Genomic DNA, 20,799 nt, shown 5'->3' with positions numbered 1-20,799 from the left:
AACATGATATAAACGCTGACATTTGAATAGAACATCATCAAAAGGTTTATATAATGAATAACCTACAATTAGAGACGTTACTCAATCAAACTCTATCACCTCATTTAATAAAAGACTATTGTCCCAATGGCCTACAGGTTGAAGGGAAACAAGTCGTTAAAAAAATTGTGACGGGTGTGACTGCGTCTCAAGCGTTAATTGAAGCGGCAGTTGAAGCTAAAGCCGATGCGATTTTGGTGCATCATGGTTATTTTTGGAAAGGTGAGTCTCAACCGATTACCGGAATGAAAGGTAAGCGTATTCGTTCACTGATTCAAAATAATATTAATTTATATGCTTATCATTTACCGCTCGATATTCATCCTCAATTAGGTAATAACGCGCAATTTGCTCAGTTGTTAGATATTGAAACTCAAGGTGGACTAGAAGGGCATCCGCAATCTATTGCCATGTACGGTACGTTTAAAGATCCTCTATCAGGACAAGAATTAAGTCAAAACATTGAGGCAGTACTGAACCGTATACCACTACATATTGCCCCTGATGATCAAGATAAAGAAATTAAAACCATTGGGTGGTGTACCGGTGGTGGGCAAGATTACCTAGAATTAGCAGCGCAATCAGGTCTCGATGCGTTTATTTCTGGTGAGGTTTCTGAGCGTACTACCTATATTGCACGTGAGTTAGGCATACATTATTTTGCTGCTGGTCATCATGCGACTGAGCGATATGGCGTAAAAGCACTAGGTGAATGGTTAGCAAAGGAACACGGATTTGATGTGACGTTTATTGATATCGACAATCCCGTATAAGTATAAATACTTGTTCGAGAAACGAGAAACGAGAAACGAGAAAGCGAGCTGTGAGAGCTCGCTTTTTTATTAAGTTTATTGTCTTAAATTATACTATTCGCGATCTTGTAGAGGTTTGAAATCTCGGCTTAATTTACCGGTGTAAAGTTGACGAGGACGACCGATACGGTTGTGTGGATCATCATGCATTTCATTCCAATGAGCAATCCAACCGATAGTACGAGAAAGTGCAAAAATTACCGTAAACATCGATACAGGAATACCAATTGCTTTTAGAATGATACCTGAATAGAAATCGACGTTAGGGTACAGTTTTTTCTCAACAAAGTATGGATCTGAAAGTGCAATACGCTCTAGTTCCATCGCTACATCAAGCAGTGGATCTTGAATGTTAAGTTCAGATAAAACCTCATGACATGAATCACGCATTACTTTAGCGCGTGGATCATGGTTTTTGTAAACACGATGACCAAAGCCCATGAGACGGAATGGGTCTTCTTTATCTTTAGCGCGTTCAATATATTCAGGAATATTTTCAACACTGCCAATTTCTTCCAACATTTTCAAGCATGCTTCGTTCGCACCACCGTGAGCAGGGCCCCATAATGAAGCGATACCCGCTGCAATACAAGCAAATGGGTTTGCACCAGAAGAACCAGCAAGACGAACGGTTGACGTTGACGCATTTTGTTCGTGATCAGCGTGAAGTGTGAATATTTTATCCATCGCACGAGCAACAACAGGGTTGACGTTGTACTCTTCGCAAGGGTTAGCAAACATCATATGTAAGAAGTTGCTCGCATAATCTAAGTCATTACGAGGGTAGATGAATGGTTGCCCAATTGAGTACTTATAACACATTGCAGCTAATGTCGGCATTTTAGACAATAAGCGGAATGCGGTAATTTCACGGTGAGTTGAATTATTAATATCTAACGAGTCGTGATAGAACGCGGCTAATGCACCAACCACGCCACACATTACTGCCATTGGGTGAGCATCACGTCGGAAACCATGGAAGAAGCTCGCAATTTGCTCATGAACCATCGTGTGATTAGCAACGATTTGTTTGAATTTTTCATATTCAGGGCGTGTTGGGGCTTCGCCATAAAGTAAGATGTAACACACTTCTAAATAGTCAGCATTGTTGGCAAGTTGGTCGATTGGGAAACCACGGTGAAGTAAAATACCTTTACTACCATCAATGTAAGTGATTTGGGATTCGCAAGACGCAGTAGCAAGAAAACCTGGGTCAAAAGTAAAATAACCGCTTGCACCTAATTTGCGGACATCCACTACATCTGGGCCATTTGTGCCGCTTAAAATAGGGAGTTCAATAGGTGCTTGACCTTCAATATGAAGGGTCGCTTTCTTATCCGCCATGACATTCTCCTTTGTAAATTATTAATCCATCCAGGATATTTTGTGTGTGCTTTTTGTACTTAGATTCATACATAAAGTCAATTATTCTACTTCGAACTGTGTGCTGCTTATGATTTTTTAGTTGGAAAAAGTTAAAAATATGTTCTATGTAGCATATTTTGTTACATGAATTGAATTTGTTTGTTTACGGTCGTATAGTGCTAGTGAAAATTTTGGTTAACGCCTTATTTTATCAGGGGTTTCGGAAGCTGCTCTCGATGAGGTAGATGTTTAATTAACAAAAAATCCATAGATTGACTGGGTGTTTTGGAATGGAAATGTTAATTAAATAGTTACAGGGTGTTTAATCGATTTATGTCAATAACTATAAATGCTCTAAATGGAGCTGAGTGAGCACACCCGTGAATAAAAGAAAGTCCAGACCAGTAAACTTAGATTTACAAACAATACACTTCCCAATTTCTGCCATTGCATCCATTGTGCACCGTGTTTCTGGTGTCATTATGTTTGTTTCTGTTGGTATCTTATTATGGCTACTTGCCACCTCTTTATCATCTCCAATAGGTTTTTCTCAAGCATCGAGTGTCATTGATAGCTTTGTTGTGAAATTTATTTTGTGGGGTATTTTGACTGCTCTTGCTTACCATATTTGTGGTGGGGTTCGTCATTTACTTATGGATATGAAATATTTTGAAGAGAAAGAAAGCGGTGCGTTAAGCGCTAAAGCTGTTTTCGTGGTCACCGCTGTATTATCGGTATTAGCAGGAGTTCTTGTATGGTAAAGCACATTTCTTCCTTTGGGCGCAATGGAGTTCATGATTACCTCCTGATCCGTGCAACAGGCATCATCATGACACTTTATACCGTGTACATGGTGGGCTTTTTAGCCTGTGGCCCTGATATTAATTACTTGTCATGGCAATCATTTTTTAGTGGTACTTTTACTAAAGTGTTCACTATGGTGGCGCTATTATGTGTTCTGATCCATGCATGGATTGGCATGTGGCAAGTGTTGACTGATTATATTAAACCAACCGCAGTACGCGTGGTATTACAATTAGTGGTCATAGTGACATTGATTGCGTACTTCTTCTCTGGTCTATTTATTTTGTGGGGTGTGTAAGTGAGTATTCCCGTTCGTGAATTTGACGCCGTTGTGATCGGCGCTGGTGGCGCCGGTATGCGCGCTGCATTACAAATTTCAGAGCAAGGCCTATCTTGTGCGTTGCTTTCAAAGGTATTTCCAACTCGTTCTCATACTGTTTCTGCTCAAGGTGGCATTACAGTAGCATTAGGAAATTCACATAAAGATGATTGGCAATGGCACATGTACGATACTGTAAAAGGGTCGGATTATATTGGTGACCAAAATGCTATCGAATATATGTGTAAAAATGGTCCAGAATCTGTTATCGAATTAGAAAAAATGGGTCTACCATTTTCTCGTTTTGAAGATGGTTCTATTTATCAACGCCCATTTGGCGGCCAATCAAAAGATTTTGGCGGTGAGCAAGCTGCTCGAACTGCTGCTGCTGCTGACCGTACAGGACATGCATTGCTTCATACGCTTTATCAGCAAAACATCAAACATAAAACCACTATTTTCTCTGAGTGGTACGCGCTTGATTTAGTGAAAAATGAAGAAGGTGCGGTATTAGGTACCACCGCGCTTTGCATGGAAACCGGTGAGATTTGCTACTTCAAAGCCAAAGCAACGGTATTGGCAACCGGTGGTGCAGGTCGTATTTATCAATCGACTACTAATGCGCATATTAACACTGGTGATGGTGTTGGCATGGCACTGCGTGCGGGCGTTCCAATGCAAGATATTGAAATGTGGCAGTTCCACCCAACCGGCATTGCTGGCGCAGGTGTACTAGTCACTGAAGGTTGTCGTGGTGAAGGTGGCTATCTTCTAAATAAAGATGGCGAACGTTTCATGGAACGTTATGCACCGAATGCGAAAGATTTAGCCGGTCGTGACGTAGTAGCACGTTCAATGATGATTGAAATTCGTGAAGGTCGTGGTTGCGACGGTCCTTGGGGTCCACATATTAAATTGAAACTGGATCACTTAGGTAAAGAAGTTTTAGATGCTCGCCTGCCGGGTATTCTTGAATTATCTCGTACCTTTGCTCACGTTGATCCTGTTAAAGAGCCGATTCCAGTTATCCCAACCTGTCACTATATGATGGGTGGGGTGCCGACTCAGGTTTCAGGGCAAGCGATTAAACAAGATGCCAACGGTCAGGACCAAGAAGTTCAAGGTCTATTTGCCTGTGGTGAAATTGCTTCTGTATCCGTACATGGCGCAAATCGCTTAGGTGGCAACTCGCTACTTGATTTGGTTGTATTTGGTCGTGCGACGGGGCTTCATTTAGGTGAAACGTTAGCACTTCAAGCTGAAACACCTGAAGCAACTGAAGCTGATATTGAAGCTTCGTTAGCTCGTTATAATCGTTGGGAAAACAGTACTGGCGGTGAAGATCCTGTACAAATTCGTAAAGACTTACAAAGCTGCATGCAAAATAACTTCTCAGTATTCCGTGAAGGTGATGCGATGGCAAAAGGTTTGGAAGAGCTAAAAGCGATTCGTGAGCGTTTGAAAAATGCTTATTTATCAGATAAGTCTACCGAGTTTAATACTCAACGTATCGAATGTTTAGAATTAGACAACTTAATGGAAACAGCTTATGCAACCGCGGTTGCAGCGAACTATCGTACTGAAAGTCGTGGTGCACATGCTCGATTTGACTACCCTGATCGTGATGATGCGAATTGGTTATGTCACTCGATTTATAATCCTGAAACGGAAGATATGTCTAAGCGCGATGTGAATATGCAGCCTGTACTGCGTGAAGCCTTTCCACCTAAAGCCCGTGTCTACTAAGGGAGATTAAGTAAATGAAAGTCAATTTCTCTTTGTATCGTTATAATCCAGATGCTGACAAAAAACCTTACATGAAGGATTATGAGTTAGAAGTGGAAGAAGGTTCAGATATGATGGTGCTTGATGCACTTATCTTATTGAAAGAACAAGATCCGACCATTTCTTTCCGTCGCTCATGTCGTGAAGGTGTATGTGGTTCAGATGGTTTAAACATGAATGGCAAGAATGGCCTTGCGTGTATTACGCCTTTGTCGGCATTATTAGGTAAAAGTAAAGTGGTTATTCGTCCACTGCCAGGCTTACCGGTAGTGCGTGACCTTATTGTTGATATGGCTCAGTTTTATGATAACTATGCCAAGGTTAAACCTTATTTGATCAATGATGCTGAGCTACCACCATCACGTGAAAATTTACAATCACCAGAAGATCGTGCGCATCTAGATGGTTTGTATGATTGCATTATGTGTGCATGCTGTACGACATCTTGTCCCTCATTTTGGTGGAACCCGGATAAATTTATTGGCCCAGCGGGTTTATTAGCTGCCTATCGTTGGCTAATTGATAGCCGAGATACGGCGACAGATGAACGTTTGTCAAATCTTGACGATGCATTTAGCGTTTTTCGTTGTCATGAGATAATGAACTGTGTCAGTGTTTGTCCTAAGGGGTTAAACCCAACCAAAGCGATTGGTCACATTAAGACAATGCTTATCAATCGCTCAGTATAAAAATTGCTCTAGGGCAAGGAAAGTCGGCCCAGCCTTACGCTAGGCCGACTTACAATTAGGCATTTACTTATCGTAACCATTTATAGCTGAGTAAGTGTCGAAGCATAATTTGAAACCAAAAAAGGTTAAGGGAAAATATGCACAACGGCGTGATGAAGGCATGGCTCGAGTCTTCACACTTGGCTGGCGCCAATGCAACTTACGTAGAAGATCTCTACGAACTGTATCTTAGTGACCCCGATTTAGTCGGTGACGAATGGAAAGAAGTGTTTGAAAGCCTACCAGCAGAAGCTTCTGTAGCAGGTGAACAACCACATTCCCGTGTTCGTGACTACTTCAGACGATTAGCGAAAGAGACAAAGCATTACAATGTCCAAGTTAGTGATCCTGATGTCGATGCTAAACAAGTAAAAGTCTTGCAGTTAATCAATGCTTACCGTTTCCGTGGGCATCAAGCTGCAAATCTAGATCCTCTCAATATTTGGAAACGTGAATCAGTTGCTGAACTTGATCCTGCGTTTCATAACCTCTCTCCTGAAGACTTCCAAGAGTCATTTAACGTCGGTTCTTTTGCGGTAGGCAAAGACACTATGCCGTTGAAAGATATTTACGAAGCCCTAAATAAAATCTACTGTGGTTCGATTGGTGCAGAATATATGCACATCACTAACACTGAAGAAAAGCGTTGGATCCAAGACCGTTTAGAATCAGTGGTAGGTGAAGGTACTTTTACTGCAGAAGAGAAATCCACTTTTCTACATGAATTAACGGCAGCGGAAGGCCTTGAGCGTTACTTAGGCGCAAAATTCCCAGGTGCAAAACGTTTTTCATTGGAAGGGGGGGATGCATTAATTCCAATGACAAAAGAATTGATTCGTCATGCTGGCTCAAATGGCATGCGCGAAGTGGTTATTGGTATGGCTCACCGTGGTCGCTTAAATATGTTAGTCAACGTATTGGGTAAAAAACCACAAGATCTATTTGATGAATTTGCTGGTAAACACGGTGATTCATGGGGTACCGGTGATGTGAAATATCACCAAGGTTTCTCTGCTGATTTCTCTACACCAGGTGGAGATGTGCATTTAGCCTTAGCGTTTAACCCATCTCACTTAGAGATCGTCAACCCTGTAGTTATTGGTTCGGTACGTGCTCGTCAAGATCGCTTAGGTGATAAAGATGGCAGTAAAGTTTTACCAATTACTATTCATGGTGACTCGGCGATCGCGGGTCAAGGTGTGGTTGCTGAAACCTTTAACATGTCACAAGCCCGAGGTTATCAAGTTGGTGGTACCGTTCGTATCGTGGTAAATAACCAAATTGGTTTTACTACCTCAAACCCACGCGATATGCGTTCAACAATGTACTGTACTGATATCGCTAAGATGGTACAGGCACCGATTTTCCATGTGAATGCTGATGATCCTGAGGCGGTGGCCTTTATTACTCGCATCGCATTAGACTACCGTAATACATTTAAACGCGACGTTGTGATTGATTTGGTATGTTATCGTCGTCACGGCCATAACGAAGCCGATGAACCAAATGCAACTCAGCCTTTGATGTATCAAAAGATCAAGAAACATCCAACACCACGTAAATTGTACGCAGATGTACTGGTTGACCGTAAAGATATTGAGTTGGAAGATGCAACGCAAATGGTCAACGAATACCGTGATGCACTTGATCGTGGTGAGGTCGTAGTGAAAGAATGGCGCCCGATGGCATTACACTCTGTTGACTGGACCCCTTACTTAGGTCATGAGTGGAATGAAGATTGGGATGATCAAGTTGATTTCACTCGTTTGTCAGAGCTAGGTAGCAAGGTTTGTCAGTTCCCTGAAAGTCATAAGCTGCAAAGCCGAGTTGCGAAACTGTACAACGATCGCCGTTCTATGGTGAGTGGAGAGAAGATGATTGACTGGGGTATGGCTGAAACTTTAGCTTATGCCACTCTTGTCGATGATGGAAAACGTATTCGTATCACAGGTCAAGATTCAGGTCGTGGTACTTTCTTCCACCGTCATGCAGTATTACATGATCAAGAAACCGCCAGCACTTATATGCCACTTGCACATATTCACGATAGCCAAGGTTCATTCCAAGTGTTTGATTCTGTCTTATCAGAAGAAGCAGTATTGGCTTTTGAATATGGCTATGCAACGGCTGAGCCTAGTGGTTTAACTATTTGGGAAGCGCAGTTTGGTGACTTTGCCAATGGTGCCCAAGTTGTGATTGATCAATTTATTTCATCGGGTGAGCAAAAGTGGGGTCGTTTATGTGGCCTAACGATGTTGCTGCCTCATGGTTATGAAGGTCAAGGTCCAGAGCACTCATCGGCTCGCTTAGAGCGTTACCTTCAATTGTGTGCTGAGCAAAATATGCAGGTGGTTGTACCTTCAACGCCAGCCCAGGTTTATCACATGATTCGCCGCCAGGTTGTACGTCCAATGCGTCGCCCACTGATTGTAATGTCGCCAAAATCTTTATTACGTCATCCTTTGTGCACTTCAACGCTAGAAGAGTTAGCACAAGGCACGTTCCAAGCTGCGATTCCAGAAACGGATGAGCTAGAAGCAAGCAAAGTGAAACGTGTTGTGATGTGTTCAGGTAAAGTTTATTACGACTTACTTGAGCAACGCCGTAAGAATGAGCAAGACGATGTGGCAATTATTCGTGTGGAGCAGCTTTATCCATTCCCATACGACGATGTGAGCAAAGCGATTGAGCAATATACTAATGTTGTAGATTTTGTATGGTGTCAAGAAGAGCCGCAGAACCAAGGCGCATGGTATAGCAGCCAACACAATATGCGTTTCGCATTGCCAAATGGTGCAACATTAAAATATGCAGGTCGACCAGCTTCAGCTTCTCCAGCGGTTGGTTATATGTCGGTACACTTAAAGCAACAGAAAGCGTTAGTGGATGATGCTTTGAATTTAGACTTTTAGTGCAGTGGATTATTACTCCTAGTTGAATGAACTAGAGATAAGGACTTTACAGATATGACAATTGAAATTCTGGTTCCAGATTTACCTGAATCCGTAGCAGATGCGACTATTGCTACATGGCACAAACAACCGGGTGATTCGGTACAACGTGATGAAGTGTTGGTTGAAATTGAAACTGACAAAGTAGTGTTAGAAGTACCTGCTCCTGATGATGGTGTATTAGAAGCTATTGTGGAAGAAGAAGGTGCAACGGTTCTTTCAAAGCAGCTAATCGCTAAATTGAAAGCGGGAGCCATCGCAGGAGAGCCAACTAAAGATAAAGCAGAATCAAGCGAAGCATCGCCGGATAAACGCCATAAAGCAGTTTTAAGCGAAGAATCTAATGATGCACTAAGTCCTGCGGTTCGTCGTTTATTAGCGGAACACAGTCTTGAAGCGTCAGATGTGAAAGGTACTGGTGTTGGTGGTCGCATTACTCGTGAAGATGTTGACGCGCATCTAGCTAAGAAATCGGCAGCACCAACGAAAGAAGATAAAGAGGCTCAAGTTGAAGCGCCTACCGCTGCTCGTACTGAAAAGCGTGTACCAATGACTCGTTTGCGTAAAACGGTAGCGAATCGTCTGCTTGAGGCGAAAAACTCGACTGCCATGCTGACAACCTTTAATGAAGTGAACATGAAGCCAATTATGGATCTTCGTGCTCAATACAAAGATCAGTTTGAGAAGCGTCATGATACGCGCTTAGGCTTTATGTCTTTCTATGTTAAAGCGGTAACAGAAGCGTTGAAGCGTTATCCTGAAGTGAATGCTTCTATCGATGGCGATGATATCGTTTATCACAACTATTTTGATATCAGCATGGCGGTTTCTACGCCACGTGGCCTTGTTACTCCAGTACTAAAAGACTGTGACACGCTAAGTTTCGCTGATATTGAGAAAGGCATTAAAGATCTCGCGATCAAAGGGCGTGATGGCAAATTGCAAGTTGAAGATTTAATGGGCGGTAACTTCACTATTACAAATGGTGGTGTATTTGGTTCATTAATGTCTACACCAATCATCAACCCACCACAAGCGGCAATCTTGGGTATGCACAAAATCCAAGATCGTCCAATGGCGATAAATGGTAAAGTGGAAATTTTACCAATGATGTACCTTGCTCTGTCTTACGACCACCGTTTGATTGATGGCCGTGAATCAGTTGGATTTTTAGTAACCATCAAAGAGTTACTAGAAGATCCAGCTCGCTTGTTACTTGATATCTAATCTCGATATTGAAATGAGCAATAAATTGGGTAGCTGCTGGTCTATAGCTACCCAATCAAATAAAAAAGTACACCTACATAAATCATGGCATTCCCTTACTTACATTAAATGCCAATGGAAATAATAAATCCTCACGGATAATGAAATGGAAATAGCACAATGAATTTGCATGAATATCAAGCTAAACAGCTGTTCGCTGAATTCGGATTGCCAGTACCGGAAGGTTACGCTTGCAATACACCTCTTGAAGCTTATGAAGCCGCAGGTCGCATTAATACCTCGAAGAAAGTGGTTAAATGTCAGGTACATGCTGGCGGTCGTGGTAAAGCGGGCGGTGTGGAACTACATGATACCAAAGATGGTGTCAAAGAATTTGCTCAAAAGTGGCTAGGTAAAAACTTAGTGACTTATCAAACAGATGCTAACGGTCAACCAGTGACTAAAATCTTGGTGGAAGAAGCATCAGACATCGCTAATGAATTGTACCTAGGTGCAGTGGTTGACCGTGGCACACGTCGTATCGTGTTCATGGCATCAACGGAAGGTGGTGTTGAAATCGAAAAAGTGGCAGAAGAAACGCCAGAATTGATTCATAAAGCAGCGATCGATCCATTGGTTGGCCCTCAAGCATACCAAGGACGTGAACTTGCATTCAAACTTGGCCTTAAAGGCAATCAAATCAAACAATTTACTCAGATCTTCATGGGTCTAGGTACTATGTTTGCGCAATACGATTTAGCATTACTTGAAATTAACCCATTGGTTATTACAGGTTCAGGCGATTTATTGTGCCTAGATGGTAAAATTAACATTGATTCAAATGCGATGTATCGTCAACCAAAATTACGTGAAATGCACGATCCATCTCAAGAAGATGAGCGTGAAGCACATGCGGCACAATATGAACTTAACTACGTTGCTTTAGATGGCAATGTTGGTTGCATGGTCAACGGCGCTGGTCTTGCGATGGGGACGATGGACATCGTTAATCTACACGGTGGTAAGCCTGCGAACTTCCTTGATGTAGGTGGCGGCGCAACCAAAGAACGTGTTGCTGAAGCATTTAAGATCATTTTATCTGATACCAATGTTAAAGCGGTTCTAGTGAATATCTTTGGTGGTATCGTTCGTTGTGACATGATTGCAGAAGGTATCATTGGCGCAGTGAAAGAAGTCGGCGTTGAAGTACCAGTAGTGGTTCGTCTTGAAGGCACAAACGCAGAGCTTGGCCGTGACGTATTGGCGAAATCTGGTTTAGATATCATTGCAGCAACATCTCTTAAAGATGCAGCAGTTCAAGTAGTTAAAGCGGCGGAGGGCAAATAATGTCAGTACTAATTAATAAAGATACCAAAGTTATTTGCCAAGGTTTCACTGGCGGTCAAGGTACGTTCCACTCAGAGCAAGCTATTGCTTATGGAACACAAATGGTAGGTGGTGTATCTCCAGGTAAAGGAGGTACTGAGCATCTAGGTCTTCCTGTGTTTAATACTGTTCGTGAAGCCGTTGAAGCAACGGGTGCAACGGCAACGGTTATTTATGTACCGGCTGCATTTTGTAAAGACGCGATTTTAGAAGCAATTGATGCTGGTATCGAGTTAATCGTTACCATTACCGAAGGCATCCCAACGCTTGATATGCTTGACGTAAAAGTGAAGCTAGAAGAAACCGGCGTTCGTATGATTGGTCCTAACTGCCCAGGCGTGATCACTCCAGGTGAATGTAAGATTGGTATCATGCCAGGTCATATTCATCAGCCAGGCCGCGTAGGTATTGTTTCTCGTTCAGGTACACTAACGTACGAAGCAGTTAAGCAAACAACGGATGCTGGTTTTGGTCAATCGACTTGTGTTGGTATCGGTGGTGACCCAATTCCAGGCACGAACTTTATCGATGTATTGGAAATGTTCCAAAACGATCCCGCGACAGAAGCAATCGTAATGATTGGTGAAATCGGTGGTACGGCAGAAGAAGAAGCAGCGGCTTATATTAAAGCGAATGTTACTAAGCCTGTCGTCTCTTACATTGCGGGTGTGACGGCTCCTCCGGGTAAACGTATGGGCCATGCTGGTGCGATTATCTCTGGTGGTAAAGGTACTGCTGAAGATAAATTTTCAGCACTTGAAGCCGCTGGTGTAAAAACAACGAAGTCATTGGCAGAGATTGGCGATGCACTAAAAGAAGTGACAGGCTGGTAAGTTTTTTATCATCAATTTTTTAGTATGAAAGGTCATCTTCGGATGGCCTTTTTTATTGGTTTTTTTAATATAAATAGATACAGTGAAGCGGATACATTATTCACTCATTGAAAGGAATAACTATGTTTAGTCATATCATGCTTGGTGCAACAGATCTTGAAGCATCAAAAAAGTTCTACGATGCCATATTAGGTACTCTGGGTTACGAGCCAGGGATCATTAAAGGCGATAGTTGTATTTATGCTACACCAACCGGAATCTTCATTATCAAGAAGCCATTGAATGGTGAACCTGCCACTCATGGTAATGGTTCGACTTTCGGATTTTCGATTGCAACGCCTGAACTTGTACATGCATGGCATGATGCTGGGGTAGCGAATGGTGGTATCACTTGTGAAGAGCCTCCGGGTGAGCGAAATGGAATGGCGGGCCGTTTGTATCTGGCTTACTTGCGTGATCCGGCGGGCAATAAACTATGCGGTACACATCGCTTCGCTTAATCTATTCTGTTTAATACCAAATTGATGGCCTAATAATAAACAATAACGCCCCAGAACTAGCAAAGCCTTGGGGCGTTATTGATTTATATCTACTAGCGGAAGTTTTATCGTGCAGGTTTCAGTTGACTAAGCATAAACATCGCGGCTGCTGAAATCACCACAGAAGGTCCAGCTGGCGTATCATAAAACCAAGAAAGTGATAATCCGCATAGAACAGCTACCATGCCAATACAAGAAGCACCAATTGCCATTTGCTCGGGTGTATTTGAAAAACGTCTTGCGGTAGCAGCTGGGATAATTAATAACGAAGTAATAATTAACGCGCCAACAAATTTCATTCCTACCGCGATCACGAGTCCGACGAGTAACATTAAAACCACTCGCATAAATGGAACATTAATTCCTTCCACACTCGCTAGCTCTTCGCTTATCGAAGTGGAGAGTAAAGCGCGCCAAAAGGTGACAAGTAAAGCCATGATGATTGCACCACCGAGATAGATAAAGGTGAGATCGGATGGACTGATCGCTAATAAGTCACCAAATAAATAGCTCATTAAATCAACTCGTACATTATCTAAGAAGCTCACAGCTACTAAGCCTAAAGATAAAGCACTATGGGCGAGAATACCGAGTAAAGTATCAGTGGCGATCACTTTTTGTTCTTGTAATGCGGCAAGTAATACCGCTAACCCAAGGCAGCATACAACCAAAGCTAAATATAAATTGATGTCTAATAAAAAGCCGAGCGCTAAACCAAGCAGGGAAGCGTGGGCTAAGGTGTCACCAAAGTAAGCCATTTTTCGCCATACTACTAGTGAGCCAAGTGGCCCAGAAATAATTGCGATACCTAGTCCGGCTAAAATAGAAGGTAATAAAATATCAAGCATGGGTTAATGTCCACGTTTTTTCTGCTGAGTTGAAGAATGAGCACAGTTGATATGTGAGCAAACTTCTGGTTCACCTTCGATAGCATCACCAGCGAGATCGTGATGATGTCGATGGTTATGATGATAAAAAGCTAATGTATCTTTGGCGGTCTGGCCAAACATAGCGATATAAGAAGGGTGCTTGGTAATCGCTTCCGGTGCACCAGAACAACAAATATGGTGATGCAAACAAATGACTTCGTCGGTTTGAGCCATAACTAAATGTAAGTCATGAGATACCATCAAGACGGCGCAACGAAAGCGTTGCCTTAATGAGTTAATTAAAGTGTATAAATCAATTTGTCCTTGAACATCAACACCTTGAGCTGGTTCATCAAGAACCAATAAGTCTGGGCGCTGGAGCAATGCACGAGCAAGCAGTACTCGCTGGTTTTCCCCTCCAGATAGCTTATGCATATCATTTTTATATAAACTTTCAGCACCGACTAAACGTAAAGCTTCCATCCGTTCATTGGCACTATAGCGTCCTGCAAGCTTGAGGAAGCGGTCGACGGTCAAAGGCAAGCTGTCATTTAAGCGCAATTTTTGTGGAACATAACCAATACGTAATTTATTTTTTTTGGTAATGGTGCCGGAAGTCGCTTTAATTAATCCGAGCATAATTTTAATGAGTGTAGATTTTCCTGCACCATTAGGCCCAATGATAGTGGTGATTTCACCTTTATTGATGGTCAGGCTAATATTATCGAGCACCGACTTGTCGTTGAACGTTACAGTGATGTTGTCGAGACGAATTAATTCAAACATTGTTAACCAGCTTGATGACATGTAATGTTATATAGTAACATTATGTAAAATAATTACCATAACTATCAATTGTTACTATGAATCAGCATACCAATAGCAATTGATAAAACATTCTATTTGGAGAAACGAATGCAACGCATTTTATCACAAGCATGGATCGTGGTTGTAATGATATTTGGTTTTGTCTCACATGCCGCTTGGTCAAAGAGTGAAGAACAACCAATATCAGTACTGACATCTATTAAGCCATTACAATTGATAACTCAAGAGATAACGAAAGGGGTTACGGATACTGAGGTATTGCTTGCCAATAATACCTCTCCTCATGATTATGCTTTAAAACCATCAGATGTACGTAAATTAAAATCAGTTGATTTATTTGTGTGGATTGGACCGGGTCTAGAATCATTTTTGGAAGGCGTGCTGGAGGGGAGTACCAATACTCTACAACTGGATCAGTCTGAGAAAATAGATAAAATTGTTTACGATCAGCATGATGAACACGGCCATGAAGATCACGATCATGAAGCACATGACGATGGACATCACCATCACGGTAACTACAATCCGCACTTGTGGTTAGGCCCTGTGCAAGCGCAGCAAATGGCGAAAGTGATTTCAGATAAGCTTATTACTCTAGATCCAAATCATAGTGAGCAATACGCACAAAATTATGCAGAATTTACTCAAAACTTGAATGTTGCTATTGAGCAAGTTAAGAAAAAAATCGCCCCCGTTAAAAAGCATGGTTATTATGTTTTCCACGATGCCTACAGCTACTATGAACATTACTTTGGTTTAAACCATTTAGGTGCTTTTACTGTATCACCGGATCGTCGACCGGGAGCAAAAAGCTTAATTGCTATTCGTAACGCTCTTCAAACGGATCAAGTGTATTGTGTATTTGCCGAGCCACAATTTACGCCAGCAGTGATTGATTCCGTAACCCGTGGCACGGATGTTAATCACGGAGTGTTGGATCCACTGGCAACTGAATATGAAGCAACACCTGGCGCTTATTTCCAATACTTACAGGATCTCGGAACCAGCTTTAGTCAGTGCCTTACTCGTTAAGGAATATTTTTGTACAACAAGTACCAAAAGATAAGTTATAAAAAGCAGCTTCGCTTATGGGCGTGGCTGCTTTTGCTATTGCTGCCCGTAATAAGTGTAATTAGCTATTATTTTATCTTCCCAACTAGCTATTCTCCGCGATTCAAGTCCTCACCATTTTCATTCAATCATGCAGACAGTGTTTTATCAGAAGCTGTATTAGAAAAAAATGATCCTAGTCTGACACTAGAAAAAGATGTTATTGATCAGCAACAAACGCAACGTAGCTATAGCCACAAAGTTCAGTCAGGTGAAACTCTTGCCGATATTTTTAAGCTGTACGGTTTAAGTCATGATGATTTACTATCGATGATTAAGGTGCGCCCTCAAGCGATTACTTTACTTAATGGTCAGGTAGTCGAGTGGATGCAGGATGATGCTGGTAGTTTACTTTCGGTACAGATTCACCGAAGTCCTCGCTTAAGTAGTGTATATACCAAAGTAAATAACCAATTTTTATTTAGACCTCTAGTCACTTCTGCTGAAAAACAATCCTTGGTTAAAGTTGGGGTTGTTGATCGTAATTTTTATCAAAGCGCACGAGCTATTGGTTTAACTAAAGAGCATATTCAAACTATCGCGACAGCGTTGTACTGGCAAGTTGATGTGACTTCTCCGGTGACGATAGGAGATGAGTTTTCCGTTGAATTAGAACAGAGTGTTATTGGTGGGCAAAGTGTTGGAGCCAGTAAGGTGATGGCAATTTGGTATCAACATCGAGGAAAAGATATTCAAGTCGTTCGTTTTAATGATGAACATTTTTATTATCCCGATGGTATGAGTGTTGAAAAAACGCTGGATAGACTACCTGTACGGAGTACTTATCCGGTGAGCTCTGAGTTTAATCCTCATCGCTTAAACCCTGTCACTCATCAATATGCGCCGCACTATGGGACTGATTTAGCGACGCCTATTGGCACTCCAGTATTTGCAACAGGAGAGGGGGTAGTTAAAAAAGTCGGCCACCATCCGTTAGCTGGTCAATATGTTGTGATTAGCAATGGTCGGGTTTACAGCACGCACTTTTTTCACTTGAGCCAAACGTTTGTGAAAGTAGGAGATAGGGTGAAAAGAGGACAAAAAATTGCTTTAACAGGCAATACTGGACGTTCTACGGGGCCTCATTTACATTATGAACTACGCCAAAATGGCCAACCACTTAACGTAATGTTAGCACCTCTACCTAGGCAAAAGAGTATACCACCTGAGCAGCGAGCTGAGTTTACTGAGCAAATGAAAGCTAGGATGTCGTTATTACACTAGTACAGTGTTAAATTAGGTCGATTGTTCATCCTCAAGTGGCTTGGATATATTTCCAGATCTCATTTTATTCAGTGTCATCCATCATTAACATGAATTGGATCACCAACATATTAATTGCCGCAAAATATCTGTTTAAATTGATGGTTAGTATGCCATAATTTTGCAGTGTTCCGCTTGGTAATTATTAAGGTAGTTTGTGACGTTGCGTATTTTTCGGTTTTTAGTGTTGCTAATGTTCTCTTTTTCCGTCAATGCGATAGAAACTGATTCCATTTTTTATTCTTTGCCAAGCCAAGCACAAGGTCATTTCTTGACGGCAAAGGCATTGTTTTCGAATGAAAAAGGCGGCGTTTGGGTTCAAGATATTCAGAATCAAATTTATTATTTTGATGGTCAACACTTTTCACTTCTTCCTGGTCGCGCATTTAATCATGATACTAACCATGTCACTTATGCTTCAGAACACTTTTGGTATATTGATAGTGGGCGCTTACTTAAAGTTGATAATACCGGCCACAAGGAAGTGGTATTTGAAAGCCCAAAGAAAGAGTTATTCCAAGCGATAGGGCAATCTGAACAAGTCGTGTGGTTGTATGGTAGTCATCACTTTCATACTTTTGATACTCACACTGGTGAGCATCACACTATCCCTGTATCACAAATTACTCAAGGCTCAACCCGAGACAATAATGGTATTGTTAGTGCCACTTTAGTTGCCGGAAAGTGGGTGGTAGCGACCAGTCAATCGCTTTTCTATTTAGATAAAACAGGTATTCGGCGAGTGCTACCTAAGTATTTCTCCAATATTAATCAATTAGCTTTTGATAAAAAAAATCTACGCCTACTGGTTGGAACGCAAAGTGGGGCTTTTAGCCTAAATATGGCAACTATCAAACCAGAAGTGGAGATGATTGCTGCAGGGCAGGTTCAAACTCTCTTAATCACCCCAAGTGATTACTGGATTGGCACTAAAAAAGGCTTATTTGTTCATCAATTAGACACTCAATTGACGAAGTATATTTATAGTAGTTATCAGGATGATTTAGCCCTAATAAATAACAATATCAGAGGGCTAAGTGCTGATAATAAAGGTGGGGTTTGGATTGCCACCGCTAAAGGAATCAATTATTACTCACAAACTAGCGGTTTATTTAAACGAGTTCGCTTTGGACGTGAAAAGTATAATCTACCTTACCTACATATTAATGATGTAGTTGCTATTAATGATCGAACGGCATGGTTGGCAAGTAACTTAGGTTTATTCAAGGTAACGGCAAGCCGTGCTGATGCTAGAGAAAATAAAGTCGAAAAGTTATTAGACTACAACGTCTCTCATATCAGCCAGTTTGATCACATATTATGGCTAAGCCAAGGTGATAAACTGATACGTTATGATACGGATTCTGGTGTCTCAAATGTTATTCGCAAACAAAATAAATGGTCTGGAAACCACATTTCTCATTTGGTGGTTGATCACCATGGCGATGTCTGGATCTCGAATGAGCGTGGGCTTTATCGTTATTCATGGCAACAACAAAGAACCGATGAATTAGGGCTCGAATGGATGGTAGATAAATATGGTCCATCAACGATTACTAGTCTATATCCGGGGGACAGTGGAAAGCTGTGGATTGGTACGGATCATGGGGTCTATCAATATAATAACCAAGCGATAAGGTTTGACTCGAGAAGTGCTGATTATGGCGATGTAGCCTCTATTGCTGAGTCGGTTAATAATCAGGTTTGGAGTGCGAGCAGCTACGGTTTATTGTATATGCAAGATGGCGATCTCAACGCAACTAAAGTTCGCTTACCTCATTCAAATAGCATTCCTCTTTGTACTATTGGTTCCGAATTAGGTACTTGGGTTACCACTACCAAAGGTATCCATTATTATGATCAAACTGCTGCGCTTTCTCGTTATTTCCCGACACCATTTGGTATCGTTGCTAATGAGTTTCTTCCCAATGGTTGTAGCGTATCACCGAATGGCAAAACCTTAGTACTCACTACACGTCTTGGTCTTATTTTTGCTTCAACGGAAACACTCATTAAAACTGAATTACCCACCAATGATGTGTTGGTCGGTGAGTTTCAGGTCGATCATTCAGTGATAATGGTAGCACCGCAAACCAGTAGAGATATTCATGTTAGTTATGGTCGCTCGGTCAGTGTACTTTTTGGTATTTTGCCAAATTTTGAAGTGCCGCAAGTGCAGTATCGTTTGCTCGGTAGCGAAAAAGAAAATTGGGTGGACTTTCAAGGCTCACAGTTAACCTTTGAACATTTAGAACCAGGTCATTACACTTTAAAATTAAAGACTATGTCTCAGGTGGGAACCAGTCATTCTGGTGCGAAGTATAGTTTTATCGTGAGCAAACCTTGGTATTTACTTCCGAGTAGTGTGGCTATTTTTGTGGTATTGCTGATTGGTAGCATTGTATTGTTGATTACATGGCGCTCCAAAATTATGGTGAAAACCAATGTAAGGTTAAGGCGTTTGATTAACTTGAAAACCCAGCAATTAAGGCATCAAAGTCAATTATTGGTTAGCAGCAATATGCAGCTACGTAAACAAGCCCAGACTCGACGTATATTGGTTGGGGAGCGAGTTACTAAAGCTAAATCAAACCTTGATGACCTGAAAGATTACCTACACAAGAATGACCTCAAAAATACGCTAGCTTTAAGTCATACAGAGCAAGCACTAGAACCTTTAGAGCAAATTTTGGTGTTATATGATAATAAGACTCCAGAGTGTACGGTATTTGATGGGCAAGTAGTGTCCTTTGTTGTAAAAGCTGTAGTGAAAGGTTGGCAACAAGAAGCGGATAAAGTTGGGATCACTTTGCTTGTTGAAGACAATAGCCAAGGCTGTTTGGTTAAGGTGAAACACTTCAATCTTGATATGATCTTAAATACCTTGATGGCGAGTGCTTTGATCCGTTCAGATGCCAATCAAATTATTCACCTCTCAGCGAAACTTGCCGATGGTCGACTCCATATTTCTATCGAAGATACGGGAGAAGGTATCTCAGAAGAAGAAATACAAGCTTTTGAAGCGCAAGAGTTTGGTCGAGCAGAAATTAAACATAAATTTACCTTATCAGATACCTCTCTATCTGCTATTGCCCAAATGGCTGATTACAGTGGAGGGCATTTTGATTTTCATTATAATCAATTGATACATAGAACGCGCTTATCTATTTCATGGTCTGTCGAAAAGTCTCTTTCCTCGATTGATATTGATGGAGATGCTTGCACTACCGAAACGCCCACTTCCCAGCAGGAAACTCACAACGTAAATAAATCAACGAATAGTAAAGTTCAAAATGACTGGCTTGATAAAGTTTATCAACTGGTTGAAAAGCATTATCCCGATCCTGATTTTAGTACATGTCATGCAGCCAAGATGCTGTTTTTATCGGAGAGAAGTTTACAGAGAAAGTTTAAATCTTTATCTGGTGGATCTTTTATGGATTATGTGACCAAAGTTCGTTTAGAGAAAGCTTGCGAATTATTAATTTCAGGTGAGAAAATATCAGATACTGCTTTTGAAACCGGGTTTAATGATCCATCATACTTCAGTCAAAGGTTTAAGCATTACTTTGGCCTGTCACCATCTAAGTTTATTGAAAATTCAATAGAGTGATGTGTTTGGTAATCAAATAGTTTTAATGCCAGCAGAGCTAAAGTCAGCTCATCATACAATACAGATCCAATAAAGGCGTGTTGCTTGAAACAACACGCCTTTATTTATGAATAAAAAAAGCGTGACATAACCGGGGGGATTATGTCACGGGTGTAATGACACCTTCGCTTGCTGCTAGAGTGTATTGATAGACAATACACATCAGGAATAAAATGGTTAGATAACTACAAGCTATCGATAGGTTTATTTATACTGGAACAGACTTGTTTTCCGTATAAAAATAACGACATCGATATATGAAATTAGCGACAAGTTAACAATTCATCTTTATATCCTTTAAATATCAGTT

Annotated in this window: 16 protein-coding genes; 13 read left to right on the top strand and 3 right to left on the bottom strand. The window is 41.3% G+C overall.

Annotation, left to right across the window (positions count from 1 at the left end; translation table 11 throughout):
- Positions 1-53 precede the first annotated feature (53 nt).
- Entirely contained in the window at positions 54-812 is a 759-nt protein-coding gene (locus ACN0T8_RS03320; RefSeq protein WP_417879223.1) for a Nif3-like dinuclear metal center hexameric protein, read from the top strand.
- Between the two features lie 93 nt (positions 813-905).
- Here ACN0T8_RS03320 and ACN0T8_RS03315 read toward each other — a convergent pair whose 3' ends face one another.
- Entirely contained in the window at positions 906-2,195 is a 1,290-nt protein-coding gene (locus ACN0T8_RS03315) for a citrate synthase (protein ID WP_417879222.1), read from the bottom strand.
- 389 nt (positions 2,196-2,584) lie between these two features.
- Here ACN0T8_RS03315 and sdhC point away from each other — a divergent pair, with 389 nt between their 5' ends.
- The 9 genes from sdhC to ACN0T8_RS03270 all read left to right on the top strand — a co-directional run bounded on the left by sdhC (position 2,585) and on the right by ACN0T8_RS03270 (position 12,728).
- Positions 2,585-2,977: a succinate dehydrogenase cytochrome b556 subunit gene (sdhC, locus tag ACN0T8_RS03310; protein ID WP_417879221.1), complete on the top strand. Its 393-nt coding sequence runs from the start codon at positions 2,585-2,587 to the stop codon at positions 2,975-2,977.
- Positions 2,971-3,318, top strand: coding sequence for a succinate dehydrogenase, hydrophobic membrane anchor protein (gene sdhD, locus ACN0T8_RS03305; RefSeq protein WP_417879220.1), 348 nt, complete (start codon positions 2,971-2,973; stop codon positions 3,316-3,318). Before sdhC ends, sdhD begins: the two co-directional genes overlap by 7 nt.
- On the top strand, positions 3,319-5,085 hold the full coding sequence (sdhA, locus tag ACN0T8_RS03300) for a succinate dehydrogenase flavoprotein subunit (RefSeq protein WP_417879219.1): 1,767 nt from the start codon (positions 3,319-3,321) through the stop codon (positions 5,083-5,085).
- A 14-nt stretch (positions 5,086-5,099) separates the two neighbouring features.
- Entirely contained in the window at positions 5,100-5,813 is a 714-nt protein-coding gene (locus ACN0T8_RS03295; RefSeq protein ID WP_417879218.1) for a succinate dehydrogenase iron-sulfur subunit, read from the top strand.
- 137 nt (positions 5,814-5,950) lie between these two features.
- Positions 5,951-8,764 (top strand): 2-oxoglutarate dehydrogenase E1 component, encoded by a 2,814-nt coding sequence (gene sucA, locus ACN0T8_RS03290; protein WP_417879217.1) that lies wholly within the window; start codon positions 5,951-5,953, stop codon positions 8,762-8,764.
- Positions 8,765-8,818: 54 nt separating this feature from the next.
- Positions 8,819-10,030, top strand: coding sequence for a 2-oxoglutarate dehydrogenase complex dihydrolipoyllysine-residue succinyltransferase (gene odhB, locus ACN0T8_RS03285; protein ID WP_417879216.1), 1,212 nt, complete (start codon positions 8,819-8,821; stop codon positions 10,028-10,030).
- A 159-nt stretch (positions 10,031-10,189) separates the two neighbouring features.
- Positions 10,190-11,356, top strand: a complete 1,167-nt coding sequence (gene sucC, locus ACN0T8_RS03280) for an ADP-forming succinate--CoA ligase subunit beta (protein ID WP_417879215.1) — start codon at positions 10,190-10,192, stop codon at positions 11,354-11,356.
- On the top strand, positions 11,356-12,228 hold the full coding sequence (sucD, locus tag ACN0T8_RS03275) for a succinate--CoA ligase subunit alpha (protein WP_417879214.1): 873 nt from the start codon (positions 11,356-11,358) through the stop codon (positions 12,226-12,228). The genes sucC and sucD overlap by 1 nt, the downstream gene beginning before the upstream one ends.
- Before the next feature lie 122 nt (positions 12,229-12,350).
- Positions 12,351-12,728, top strand: coding sequence for a VOC family protein (locus ACN0T8_RS03270; protein WP_417879213.1), 378 nt, complete (start codon positions 12,351-12,353; stop codon positions 12,726-12,728).
- Positions 12,729-12,832: 104 nt separating this feature from the next.
- Here ACN0T8_RS03270 and znuB read toward each other — a convergent pair whose 3' ends face one another.
- Both znuB and znuC read right to left on the bottom strand, forming a co-directional pair.
- Complete coding sequence (znuB, locus tag ACN0T8_RS03265; RefSeq protein ID WP_417879212.1) at positions 12,833-13,615, bottom strand: zinc ABC transporter permease subunit ZnuB; 783 nt, start codon at positions 13,613-13,615, stop codon at positions 12,833-12,835.
- Between the two features lie 3 nt (positions 13,616-13,618).
- On the bottom strand, positions 13,619-14,422 hold the full coding sequence (gene znuC / locus ACN0T8_RS03260) for a zinc ABC transporter ATP-binding protein ZnuC (protein ID WP_417879211.1): 804 nt from the start codon (positions 14,420-14,422) through the stop codon (positions 13,619-13,621).
- A gap of 168 nt (positions 14,423-14,590) precedes the next feature.
- Here znuC and znuA point away from each other — a divergent pair, with 168 nt between their 5' ends.
- The 3 genes from znuA to ACN0T8_RS03245 all read left to right on the top strand — a co-directional run bounded on the left by znuA (position 14,591) and on the right by ACN0T8_RS03245 (position 20,450).
- Positions 14,591-15,496: a zinc ABC transporter substrate-binding protein ZnuA gene (gene znuA / locus ACN0T8_RS03255; protein WP_417879496.1), complete on the top strand. Its 906-nt coding sequence runs from the start codon at positions 14,591-14,593 to the stop codon at positions 15,494-15,496.
- Between the two features lie 9 nt (positions 15,497-15,505).
- Positions 15,506-16,798: a peptidoglycan DD-metalloendopeptidase family protein gene (locus ACN0T8_RS03250; RefSeq protein ID WP_417879210.1), complete on the top strand. Its 1,293-nt coding sequence runs from the start codon at positions 15,506-15,508 to the stop codon at positions 16,796-16,798.
- 196 nt (positions 16,799-16,994) lie between these two features.
- A complete protein-coding gene (locus ACN0T8_RS03245; RefSeq protein ID WP_417879209.1) occupies positions 16,995-20,450 on the top strand; it encodes a helix-turn-helix domain-containing protein in 3,456 nt (1,151 codons plus the stop codon).
- The last annotated feature ends 349 nt before the right edge of the window (positions 20,451-20,799 follow it).

Source organism: Vibrio sp. (assembly GCF_048266485.1).
In the GTDB taxonomy this organism is placed as follows: Bacteria; Pseudomonadota; Gammaproteobacteria; order Enterobacterales; family Vibrionaceae; genus Vibrio.
The sequence above is the reverse complement of the archived record's forward strand: the minus strand, read 5'-3'. Positions and strand labels throughout refer to the sequence as shown.